The organism is Phenylobacterium sp., from assembly GCF_046590535.1.
GTDB lineage: Bacteria > Pseudomonadota > Alphaproteobacteria > Caulobacterales > Caulobacteraceae > Phenylobacterium.
In genome coordinates, this window is record NZ_JBKJTG010000147.1 from 1 (window position 1) to 10,986 (window position 10,986).

Here is a 10,986-nt window from a genome sequence, read left to right on the forward strand (position 1 = left end):
CCAGCGCCTCGCCCCACTTCAGGTGCAGCCGGCCCCAGCGGGGAGCGAGCTTGGCGGCTGCGCCGAACTTCGCCGCCAAGCTCGCTCCCCGCTGGGGCCGGCTGCACCTGAAGTGGGGTGAGGCGCTGGCGAAGCTGGGGAAGGCCGACGAGGCCCAAGGGAAGTGGCGGGCGGCGACGGGGATGGACCTGTCACCGGCCGGCCGGGCGCGGGTGACGGGGTTGCTCCAGAAGCAGACCACCTGAAGGTCCGCTGCGGTCGAGAGCGGAAATCAGGTGACGATCACGTCCGTACCCGCGTCTTCGCGGCGGCGGCGGGCCTCGATGAGGCGCACGCACCAGATCGAAATCTCGTAGAGCAGGATGATCGGCACCGCGAGCATGGTCTGGCTGATCGGGTCGGGCGGGGTGACGATGGCCGCCACCACGAACACCCCGACGATGGCGTAGCGCCGGCCGCCGCTGAGCATCTTCGACGTGACGATCCCGGCCATGCCCAGCAGCGTCAGGACCACCGGTAGCTGGAAGCACAGTCCGAAGGCCATCAGCAGGGTGGTGACCAGGGTCAGGTAGTCGGAGACCTTGGGCAGCAGCTGCACCGAGATCGCGCCGATGCCGCTGATCTGCTGCGAGAGGGAGAACCACAGGACGAAGGGCAGGATCATGTAGTAGACCAGCGCCGCCCCCAGCAAGAAGAGGCCCGGCGCCGCCAGGAGAAACGGAAGAAAAGCGTGGCGCTCGCGCTTGTACAGGCCCGGCGCCACAAAGGCGTAGACCTGCCAGGCCAGCACCGGGAAGGTCAGCACCACGGCCCCGAAGCCGGCCAGCTTCAGCTTGGTGAAAAAGAACTCCAGGGGCGCGGTGAACACCAGGGTCAATTCCTTGGAGAGCGGTGGCACGTCTTTCTGGCCCACCAACACCAGGAGGAGGTCGAAGGCGCCGCCGGAATGGCCGGCCTTCTGAGCCTCCAGCAGGCGGGCGGCCATCTCGAAGGGGTGCAGCAGGGCGATGTAGATCGGCTCGGCGAAGCCGAAACAGATGGCGAAGCCCACGGCGAGGGTGACCACGCAGACGATCAGCCGCTTGCGCAACTCGACCAGGTGGTCGAGCAGCGGCGCCCGGGAGGCCTCGATGTCGGAGTCTTCAGGCTCGTAGGTCACGCGCCGGGATCCACGGTGGTCCTGGTCCGGGGTTTGGCGCGGGGTTTGGCCGGGGCTTTGGCCGGGGCTTTGGCCGCCGCCGTGGACTTCACCGCGGCGGCCCGCGGCTTGCGGGGCTTTTTCGGCGGGGCCTGGGCGATCTCCGGCGGGGCGTCGACCTGGGCGTACTGGTAGCTCATCGGCGGGTGCAGCTGGACACCCACGTCGGAAAGGCTGCGTTCGATGTCCTGGAACGCCTCGTTGACCGGCTCGTCCACGGCGCCACCGGCGGCGTCGCCGAAGTCGCCCCGGCGCATGGCGGCGACTTCCTTGCGCAGATCATCCAGTTCGGACTGGCGGGCCATCTCGTCGAAGCTGGCGCGGAACTCCGAGGCCATGCCGCGCAGCTTGGCCATGAACTGGCCCAGCCGGCGCAGCAGCATGGGCAGGTCCTTGGGCCCAACCACGATCAACGCCACCACGGCGATGACCAGGAGCTCTGAGGCGCCGATCTCGGGAAGCATTCAGGTCCTAAACGGAAGCGCCAGTTGCGGGAGCGGGCCGACGCGGTTGGTCGCTGGGGTGGCGATCAGCCGGCGGCGTTGTCCTTGTCACGTTCCTTGGGGAGCGGCTTGGCCGCCGTGTCGTCGGTGGGGTCGTCGCCGGTCTTCAGGCCGTCGCGGAAGGCGCGGATGCCCTTGGCGGCGTCGCCCATGATCCCCGACAGGCGACCGCGCCCACCGAACAGCAAAGCCACGACGACCAGCACGATCAGCCAGTGCCAGATGGAAAACGAGCCCATGAGGCCAAACTCCCTAAGCGCCACGCCCCCACGACGTGGAGGCCTATATAGTCCGTCCGATGGGGCCGCGCCAACGCTCAGCGAACACGGCGGCGCGTCCTAACGCCCCGGCTCTTCCTCGCCCATGAAATCCACGTGGAACTGGGCCTCGTCGCCGTCGTCCAGGGGGTCTTCGTCGACGGCCAGGGCGTTGGGGTCGGGGACCGCGAAGTCCGGCGGCAGGTCGAGGCTGAGCAGGCCCGCGGCGCGCATCTCGGTCGACCCCGGCAGGTCGCCAAGGCTGGCCAGCCCATAGTGCTCCAGGAAGGCGTCGGTAGTGCCATAGGTCACCGGCCGGCCGGGCGTGCGCCTGCGGCCGCGCATCCGGACCAGGCGCAGTTCCAGCAGGACATCGAGGGTGCCGCGGCTGGCCTGCACGCCGCGCACCGCCTCGATCTCCGCGCGGGTGACCGGCTGGTGATAGGCGATGATGGCCAGGGTCTCCTGGGCGGCCTTGGAGAGGCGCCGCGGCTCCTCCCGTTCGTCGGTCATCAGCCAGGCGAGGTCTTCGGCGGTCTGGAAGCGCCAGCGCTCAGCCACCCGGGCCAGCACCACGCCGCGGCCCTGGTAGCGTGCGGCGAGTTCCTGCAAGGCCCCGGCGATATCGGCGCCTTGCGGCAGGCGCTTGGCGATGTCGGCTTCGCTCAGGGGCCCGGCGGCGGCGAACAGCAGGGCCTCGATCTCGCGGGCGGTCTCGGCGCGGTCGCTCATGCGGCCTTCTCCGGGCGGGCAGACTTCTCCGGGCGGGCGCGCAGGTAGATGTCGGCGAAGGCCTCCAGCTGGCGGGCCTCCAGGGCGCCTTCGCGCACCAGTTCCAGGCCGGCGGCCAGCGTCGAGGCCAGGTAGGAGGCGCGGGTGGGGCCATGATCCTGAACGCCCAGAGGGGCGACGCCCCCCAGCGGCGTCCAGCGGGCCAGGTCGGGAAGCAGCCGACGCAGGCGGTCGCGGGCGTCCTCCAGGGGATAGGCCTGGGACGGGGCGGGCGTGTAGCGGCGGTCGTGCTCGCGGGTGCGCTGGCCGATGTAGGCGGTCATCAGGCCGTAGAGGTCGCCCTCGATGCGGCCCGACGGGATCACCCGGATGGCCTCCGGGTCGCCGCGGGCGAACACCTCGCGGCCCAGCTGGGCGCGGGTTCGCAGACCCTCGGCGGCCTGGCGCATGGCGTCGAGCTTGGCCAGGCGAAAGGCCAGTCTTGCCGCGATCTCCTCAGCGGGGGGCTCCTCGGCCTTGGGCTGTTCAGGCTTGGGCAGCAACAGCCGCGACTTCAGGTAGGTCAGCCACGCGGCCATCACCAGGTAGTCGGCGGCCAGGGAGAAACGCATCCGCCGGGCCTGCTGGACGAAGACCAGGTACTGGTCGGCCAGCTTCAGCACCGAGAGCTTCAGCAGGTCGACCTTCTGGGTGCGGGCCAGGGCCAGCAGCACGTGCAGGGGCCCTTCGTAGCCGTCCAGGTCGATGATCAGCGCCTCGCCGTCCTCGGCGGCGTTGGCCGCGGCGGCGAAGTCGAGGTTGGGCTGGAAGGTCGAGCTCATCGCGCGAACCTGCCCGCGAAGGCCGCGTCGAACCGCGCCCGGCCCTCTGCGGCGTCGAAGGGCTCGGGATGGCGGGCGATCCGCGCCAGGGCGGCCGTGGCGCGGGCCTGCGCCCTGCCCTTCAGCGCCCGGGTCCCGGCGATCACCGCCTGCATCTCCGCCATGTCGCCGTTGCAGTGCAGGACCACGTCGCAGCCGGCCGCCAGCGAGTCCCGCGCGCGCTGGGTGAAGTCGCCGCTGAGCGCCTTCATGGAAAGGTCGTCGCTCATCACCAGGCCGTCGAAGCCGATGGCGCCGCGGATCACCTTGCGGATGACCTTCTTCGACGTGGTCGCCGGCCGCTTGCGATCGACAGCGGCGTAGATGACGTGGGCGGTCATCGCCATCGGCATGTCGGAGAGCACCTTGAAGGGTGCGAAGTCGCGGGCGTCGAGGTCATCCCAACCGGCCTCCACCACCGGCAGCTCCAGGTGGCTGTCGGCCCTGGCCCGCCCATGGCCGGGAATGTGCTTGACGATCGGCAGGACGCCACCGGCGATCAGGCCCTCGGCCGCCGCCCGGCCCAGCAGGGCGACCTCCTGCGCGGTGTCCGCGTAGGCCCGGTCACCGATGATCTCGTGGCCCTGGGGATCGGGCACATCGAGGACCGGCACGCAATCGACATTGATCCCCAGCGCCGCCAGGTCATGGGCCAGCAGGCGTGCGCCCAGGCGGGTGATCTCGCGGCGCAGCAGCGGGTCGTTGGCCGAGAGCTGACCGTAGGCCCGGCCCGGCGGATAGCGGCCCCAGTGCGGAGGCCCGAGGCGCTGCACGCGGCCACCCTCCTGATCGATCAGCACCGGGGCGTCGGGCCGCCCGACGGTTGATCGCAGCGCATCTACCAGCGCCCTGACCTGGTCCGGGGTCTGGATGTTGCGGGCGAACAGGATGAAGCCCCACGGCCGCACGCGGGAGAAGAAGGCCGTCTCCGCCTTGGTCAGGGTGGGCCCGGAACAGCCCAGGATGGCCGCGCTGACGCTCACCGGACGAAGCAGCTCTTTCCGGCGGCCTTGAGCTGGTTGCAGAAGGCGGTGGCGTCAGCCCGGCTGGCGAAGCCGGTGACGGCGGTGCGGTAGAGGGTGGCGCCGTCCTTGTCGATCTGCTGGACGCTCTTGCCCTTGCCGGCGGTGAGGCCCGGCGCGATGGCCGAGGCGTCGGCCCAGCCCCGGTCGGCCAGGGCCTGGGAGGAGAAGGCCCCGATCTGCACGGCGGCGGAGGCGCCGGCGGCGGCCTTGGGCGCGGGGGCTGCGGCGACAGGCGCGGGGGCCAGAACCTTGGGCGCGGGGGCCTTTGGCGCGGGGACCTTTGGCGCAGGGGCGACGGCAACCGGCGCGGGCGCCAGGCTGGGGCGCAGAGCCGGGGCGCTGGCCGGCGGGCCTGACGCGGCGGCGGCGACCGGGCGGACCGGCGCGGGCGTCGGCGGGGCGATCACCACCGGCGTCGGCGCCGGACGCGGCTGCGGCTGTTCGGGCGGGGCGGTGAACTGCGGGACCGGCGCGGCCTCGCCGGGGGCGTCAGAGCGGTAGATCTGCAGGCCCGCGGCGGGATCCTGGGGCTGGGCCTCGGCGGTGGCGGCGGACTTCATGCCGTCGATGGAGGCGCCGACGGCCTGCGGCGGCTGGCCGGCCTGACGCACGCCTGAGCGGTAGAAGACGAAGATCGCCGCCACCAGGGCGGTGAGCACCAGCACGCTGACGATCAGGGTGAAGGGGATCGGGCGCGCGCCCCGCACCGGCTGGCGCGCGTCGAACGACAGGGGTGCGTCGGTGGTGGGGGGCGTGTAGGCGCCGCGTTCATCGTAGGACATCGGGGGCTCCCGGAACTGTGGCGGCTCGCGGAAAACGAATCGCGCGCTCAAGACGGCAGTCTATCGAAGCCCGCCGCCCTCCGAACCGCCCTGTCTGATCAATTCCAGACGTCGAGGTGGAACAGCTTGCGGTGCTCTTCGATGGCGAAGCGGTCGGTCATGCCGGCGATGTAGTCGCAGACCAGGCGGGCCCGGCCGGCTTCGTCGCGCTTCTGCGCCCGGACGTACCACTCGGTCGGCAGGACGTCGGGTTCGCCCATGAACAACAGGAACATCTCCGCCAGAATGCGGCGGGCCTGACTACGCGTCCGGTTGACGCGCCAGTGGCGGTACATCCGCTCCATCAGGAAGGTCCGCAGCGCCGAGAGGTCCTCGGCCATGTCGCGGGAGAAGGCCACCACCGCGTGGTCCAGGGTGCGCACATCCTCCGGGGACGCGATCCCGGTGGCCTGGGCGCGGCGACCGGTCTCGGCCAGCACGTCGTCGACCATGGCGCCGATCATCCGGCGGACCGCCTCCAGGCGCAGGATCGACGGGTCGCAGTCCGGGAACTCGGCGGTGGCCGCGGCCACATGCGGGCCGATCAGTGGAACCTCGAGAAGCTCACTGAGCTGAAAGAGGCCCGCCTGCACTCCGTCGTCCACGTCGTGGTTGTTGTAGGCGATGTCGTCGGCCAGCGCCGCCACCTGGGCCTCGGCGGACGCCCAACTATCCAAGCGCAGATCGTACTGGGCGTCGAACTCGGCGATGGCGCTCCAGGAGGGCTTGTCGAGCTTATCGGCCACCGGGCCGTTGTGCTTGATCACCCCTTCCAGGGTCTCCCACGTGAGGTTCAGCCCGTCGAAGCGCGGGTAGCGGCGCTCCAGCTTGGTGACCACCCGGAAGGTCTGCACATTGTGGTCGAAGCCGCCGTAGGCCTGCATCTGCAATTGCAGCTCGTCCTCCCCGGCGTGGCCGAACGGCGGGTGGCCGAGGTCGTGGGCCAGCGCAATGGTCTCGGCCAGGTCTGCGTCCAGGCCCAGCGCGGTGGCCAGGGAACGGGCGATCTGGGCCACCTCCAGCGAGTGGGTCAGACGGGTGCGGAAGTGGTCGCCCTCATGGGCCACGAACACCTGGGTCTTCTCCTTCAGGCGGCGGAAAGCCGTGGCGTGGATGATCCGGTCGCGGTCGCGGGCGAAGGGCGTGCGGGTGCGGCTCTCCGGCTCGGGGAGCTTGCGGCCGCGGGAGGCGGCGGGGTCTTCGGCGTAGGCGGCCTTGAGGGAAATCGGGGTGGGCATCGAACCAATCTGGGATATGGCCTCTTGGCCGAAGCCGTCGGGGACCTCATATAGGCTAAGCAGGACAATCATCTAACAGCCATGACCACCACCGACGTCACGCTTTCCTCCTCCGCAGCCCAGCGTATCCGCGCCATCGGCCAGGCCGAGGGCCGCGCGGTGATGCTGCGCGTGGCGGTGGATGGCGGCGGCTGTTCGGGGTTCCAGTACCAGTTCGACCTGGTTGACCAGCCGCAAGACGACGACCTGAAGATCGAACGCGACGGCGCGGCGGCCCTGGTGGACGTGGTCTCCCTGGCGTTGCTCAAGGGCTCGGAGATCGACTTCGTCGACGAACTGGCCGGGGCGGAGTTCAAGATCCGCAACCCCAACGCCAAGTCCAGCTGCGGCTGCGGCGTCAGCTTCTCGATCTAGCCGACCGCTCCTCCGGGTGGAGGTGCAGGTAGGGGCTCAGCCTCCACCAGACACCTCGCCCGCTACCCGTCCAGAGCCTTGAGGATCGGGCGCGCGGCCTCTAGCTTCCGCAGCGAACCGGAGCCCCGCATGCGCATCGCCACCTGGAACGTCAATTCGGTCAATGCGCGCCTGGAGACGGTGCTGCGTTGGTTCGAGGAGGCCAAGCCGGACGTCGCCTGCCTCCAGGAAATCAAGTGCGTCGACGAGAAGTTTCCAGCGGAAGCCTTTGAACGACTTGGCTATAATCTCGCAGTTCACGGCCAGAAAACCTATAACGGCGTGGCGCTGATTTCAAAGTTTCCGCTGGAGGACGTGCGTCGCGGCCTGCCCGGCGCAGACGATGACGACCAGGCGCGCTACATCGAGGCGGTGGTCTCCGGGCCGCAGCCGGTGCGGGTGGCCTCCATCTACCTGCCCAACGGCAACCCCATCGCCACCGAGAAGTTCGCCTACAAGCTGGCCTGGATGGCCCGGCTGAACGCCCATGCCCGCGAGCTCTTGGCGCTGGAGGAGCCCCTGGCCCTGCTGGGCGACTTCAACGTGATCGCCGAGCCCCGCGACGCCGAGCATCCCAACAACTGGCTGGGGGACGCGCTGTTTCAGCCGGAGAGCCGTGAGGCGTTCAGGGCGCTGAAGTGGCTGGGCCTCACCGAGGCCTATCTGCAGGCCGACGGTGCGCCGGGCGCCTACACCTTCTGGGACTACCAGGCCGGCGCCTGGCAGCGGAACAACGGCATCCGCATCGACCACGCCCTGCTCTCCCCGCAGGCCGCCGACAAGCTCACCGGGGTCTCCATCCACCGCGACGTGCGCGGCTGGGAAAAACCCTCCGACCACGTGCCCCTGGTGATCGAGCTAAACCTCTGACAAGCGGCGCCATTCGCCCGACTCAGCGAACCGGCGTAGCGTCGCGGCCATGGACGAAGTCGCGCGGCTCCTCCTTCTGCTCGCGCTGGCCGGCGGGGCGCTGACCCTGGCCGGCGGCGGCGCGGTCTGGTTCCTGGACGAAACCCGCCGGATCCGCCGCAGCCTGAAGAAGGTGCTGGGGGGCGCGCCGCACGCCGCCCTGGTCGCCGGCGGCCGGGGCCGGGGCGCGGGCTTCAACTTCACCAGCAACCAGATGGCGGTCTCGTGGGACGCCGGGGCCTGGTGCCTGATCTACCGGGTGGACGAGCTGGTCGGCGCCGAGCTGATCGTCGACGGGCGGGTGGTGGCCCGGGCCCACCGCGGCGAGGCCCGCCGGGCCCTGGACGTCCTGTCCGGCGCCCAGGACAGCGTGCGCCTGCGCTTGATCTTCGACGACGTGGCCAACCCCGACTTCGACCTGGACCTGTGGCTGACCGAGGACGAGGACCGCAAGGGCGCGCTCACCGCCCAGGAGGCCACCCAGGAAGCCAACCGCTGGATCGCCCGGGTCGAGGCCTTGCTGCGCCGCCCGCCGGGCCGCCGCGAGGCGCCGCCGCCGCCGGTGGCCGCCCCCATCGCGCCGATGGCGCCCGCGCCGCTGGCGGAGGCCGACGACGGCTGGAACGGCGGCGACGACTGGAACGGCGGCGACGACGAGGACGAAGACAAGGACCGGGCCGCGCCGTTCACTTGACGCCGCTCTCCACAGGCGCAGGGTCGCGCCAGGGTTTCGGGGGAAACGACCATGACCAATCTGATCGCCGCCACGGCGGTGTTCCTGCTCATCCACTTCGTGGTGTCGGGCACGCGGATGCGGGACACCCTGGCGGCACGGCTGGGCGACGGGGCCTACCTGGGACTGTTCTCCCTGGCCTCCGTGGTGGTGCTGATCTGGCTGGGCTTCGCCTTTACCGGGGCCCGCGGGGCCGACGGCGAGGCGCTGTGGGGCATGACCCGGGGAACGCAGATGGCGCAGCTGGTGCTGCAACTTGTCGCCGTGTTGTTCATCCTGCCCGGCCTGACCACCGCCAACCCGACCAGCGTTCAGCAGGAGGGCGCGCTGGAGCGGCCCGACGTGATCAAGGGCATGCTACGGATCACCCGCCATCCGTTCCTGTGGGGCGTGGCGATCTGGGCGGCGGGGCACCTGCTGGTGAACGGCGAGCCGGCCAGCCTGATCCTGTTCGGCGCCATGCTGGTGCTGGCGGTGTTCGGGACCGCCAGCATCGACGCCAAGCGCAGGCGCGCCCTGGGGGCCACCTGGGACAGCTTCGCCGCCCAGACCTCGAACATCCCGTTCGCGGCCATCGCCGCCGGCCGCCAGAAACTCAGCCTGGGAGAGATCGGCTGGTGGCGCATCGCGCTCGCCGTAGCGGTGTGGGCGGTGCTGACCTGGGCGCATCCCTACCTGTTCGGGGTCAGGGCTCTGCCTTAGCCAACGGCAGCCTGCGCGCTGATCCCGCCGATCAGGCCCAGGGTGCGCATCAGATGTCGGCGTAGACGTGCCGTTCGGCCGCCGCGCCCGGATGGGTCACCGCGCCCAGGTGGGCCGGCCCGACGATCTGGGCGTATTTCCAGAGCGCGCCGGAGGCGTAAGCGGTCTGGCGCGGCGCCCAGTCGCGGGCGCGGTGCTCCAGCTCGATGGGATCAACCTCCAGCTCGATGGTTCCGGCGTCGGCGTCGATGGCGATGATGTCGCCGTCCTTGACCAGGCCGATGGGGCCGCCGGCCTGGGCCTCGGGACCGATGTGGCCGACGCAGAGGCCGCGGGTGCCGCCGGAGAACCGGCCGTCGGTGATCAGCGCCACCTTGTCGCCGCGGCCCTGGCCGGACAGCGCCGCGGTGGTGGAGAGCATCTCGCGCATGCCCGGCCCGCCCTTGGCGCCCTCGTAGCGGATCACCAGCACGTCGCCGTCCAGGTAGTCGCCGGCCTCGACGGCGGCGAAGCAGGCCTCCTCGCCGTCGAACACCCGGGCGGGGCCGCGATGGCTGCGGTGGGTCTGCATGCCGGCCACCTTGACGATGGCGCCGTCGGGAGCGAGCGAGCCCCACAGTCCCACGAGACCTCCCGTGGGCGAGAGAGGATTGGACACCGGCCGGATCACGTCCTGATCGGCGCGCCAGACGACGCCTTCGAGGTTCTGGGCGATGGTCTTGCCGGTCACGGTCATGCAGTCGCCGTGGATGTGGCCGCCTTCCAGCAGGGTCTTCAGCAGCATGGGCATGCCGCCCGCCTCCCCCATGTCCTTGGCCACGAAGCGGCCGCCGGGCTTCAGGTCGGCGATGAGCGGGGTGCGGGCCGCGATCTCGGCGAAGTCGCGCAGGGTGAACTCGATGCCGCACTCATGGGCCATGGCCGGCAGGTGCAGGCCGGCATTGGTGGAGCCGCCGGTGGCGGCCACCACGACGGCGGCGTTCTCGAAGGACTTGCGGGTGACGATGTCGCGCGGGCGCAGCTGCTCGGCGATAAGCCGCACCACCGTCTCGCCCGAGGCCACCGCATAGGCGTCGCGGCTCAGATAGGGCGCGGGCAGCGAGGCCGAGAGCGGCAGGGCCAGACCGATGGCCTCCGACACGCAGGCCATGGTGTTGGCGGTGAACTGGCCGCCGCAGGCCCCGTCCGACGGACAGGCGTGCTGCTCCAGGGAGCAGAGGTCCTCCAGGCTCATCTTGCCGGCTGAGTGCATGCCGACGCCCTCGAAGACGTCCACCACCGTGACGTCGCGGCCCTGCCAGGAGCCGGGCAGGATGGAGCCGCCATAGAGGAAGACGCTGGGCACGTTCAGCCGCAGCATGGCCATCATCATCCCCGGCAGGGACTTGTCGCAGCCGGCGATGCCCACCAGGGCGTCATAGCCGTGGCCGCGCATGGTCAGCTCGACGGAGTCGGCGATGACGTCGCGGCTGACCAGGGACGAGCGCATGCCCTCGTGGCCCATGGCGATGCCGTCGGTGACGGTGATGGTGCAGAACTCGCGCGGCGTGGCCCC

General features: G+C 70.7%; 14 protein-coding genes. 5 read left to right on the forward strand and 9 right to left on the reverse strand.

The genetic code is table 11. The features are described from left to right. Positions 1-245: hypothetical protein (locus ACLL81_RS08850; RefSeq protein ID WP_411287976.1), on the forward strand; the 245-nt coding region annotated here is incomplete at its 5' end. 26 nt (positions 246-271) lie between these two features. Here the strand turns inward: ACLL81_RS08850 and tatC are convergent. The 8 genes from tatC to ACLL81_RS08890 form a co-directional block, all read right to left on the reverse strand. Beyond that, positions 272-1,159: a twin-arginine translocase subunit TatC gene (gene tatC / locus ACLL81_RS08855; RefSeq protein WP_411287977.1), complete on the reverse strand. Its 888-nt coding sequence runs from the start codon at positions 1,157-1,159 to the stop codon at positions 272-274. After that, complete coding sequence (gene tatB, locus ACLL81_RS08860) at positions 1,156-1,662, reverse strand: Sec-independent protein translocase protein TatB (protein WP_411287978.1); 507 nt, start codon at positions 1,660-1,662, stop codon at positions 1,156-1,158. The genes tatC and tatB overlap by 4 nt, the downstream gene beginning before the upstream one ends. 65 nt (positions 1,663-1,727) lie before the next feature. After that, positions 1,728-1,940, reverse strand: coding sequence for a twin-arginine translocase TatA/TatE family subunit (locus tag ACLL81_RS08865; protein WP_411287979.1), 213 nt, complete (start codon positions 1,938-1,940; stop codon positions 1,728-1,730). A 99-nt stretch (positions 1,941-2,039) separates the two neighbouring features. Beyond that, positions 2,040-2,690, reverse strand: a complete 651-nt coding sequence (gene scpB, locus ACLL81_RS08870; RefSeq protein WP_411287980.1) for an SMC-Scp complex subunit ScpB — start codon at positions 2,688-2,690, stop codon at positions 2,040-2,042. Beyond that, complete coding sequence (locus tag ACLL81_RS08875) at positions 2,687-3,511, reverse strand: segregation and condensation protein A (protein ID WP_411287981.1); 825 nt, start codon at positions 3,509-3,511, stop codon at positions 2,687-2,689. Before ACLL81_RS08875 ends, scpB begins: the two co-directional genes overlap by 4 nt. Then, positions 3,508-4,533: a beta-N-acetylhexosaminidase gene (gene nagZ / locus ACLL81_RS08880; protein WP_411287982.1), complete on the reverse strand. Its 1,026-nt coding sequence runs from the start codon at positions 4,531-4,533 to the stop codon at positions 3,508-3,510. The genes ACLL81_RS08875 and nagZ overlap by 4 nt, the downstream gene beginning before the upstream one ends. Continuing rightward, a complete protein-coding gene (locus ACLL81_RS08885; RefSeq protein WP_411287983.1) occupies positions 4,530-5,357 on the reverse strand; it encodes an SPOR domain-containing protein in 828 nt (275 codons plus the stop codon). Before ACLL81_RS08885 ends, nagZ begins: the two co-directional genes overlap by 4 nt. A 98-nt stretch (positions 5,358-5,455) precedes the next feature. Beyond that, positions 5,456-6,634, reverse strand: a complete 1,179-nt coding sequence (locus tag ACLL81_RS08890; RefSeq protein WP_411287984.1) for a deoxyguanosinetriphosphate triphosphohydrolase — start codon at positions 6,632-6,634, stop codon at positions 5,456-5,458. A gap of 81 nt (positions 6,635-6,715) precedes the next feature. On the opposite strand from ACLL81_RS08890, the gene erpA reads away from it, so the two are divergent. The 4 genes from erpA to ACLL81_RS08910 all read left to right on the forward strand — a co-directional run bounded on the left by erpA (position 6,716) and on the right by ACLL81_RS08910 (position 9,431). After that, a complete protein-coding gene (gene erpA / locus ACLL81_RS08895) occupies positions 6,716-7,048 on the forward strand; it encodes an iron-sulfur cluster insertion protein ErpA (protein WP_411287985.1) in 333 nt (110 codons plus the stop codon). Positions 7,049-7,177: 129 nt separating this feature from the next. Beyond that, entirely contained in the window at positions 7,178-7,957 is a 780-nt protein-coding gene (gene xth, locus ACLL81_RS08900; RefSeq protein ID WP_411287986.1) for an exodeoxyribonuclease III, read from the forward strand. A gap of 49 nt (positions 7,958-8,006) precedes the next feature. Further along, positions 8,007-8,690, forward strand: a complete 684-nt coding sequence (locus ACLL81_RS08905; protein WP_411287987.1) for a hypothetical protein — start codon at positions 8,007-8,009, stop codon at positions 8,688-8,690. 51 nt (positions 8,691-8,741) lie between these two features. Beyond that, positions 8,742-9,431, forward strand: a complete 690-nt coding sequence (locus ACLL81_RS08910) for an NnrU family protein (RefSeq protein ID WP_411287988.1) — start codon at positions 8,742-8,744, stop codon at positions 9,429-9,431. A gap of 49 nt (positions 9,432-9,480) precedes the next feature. Here ACLL81_RS08910 and ilvD read toward each other — a convergent pair. Then, positions 9,481-10,986 (reverse strand): dihydroxy-acid dehydratase (ilvD, locus tag ACLL81_RS08915; protein WP_411287989.1); only part of this gene is annotated, 1,506 nt, incomplete at its 5' end.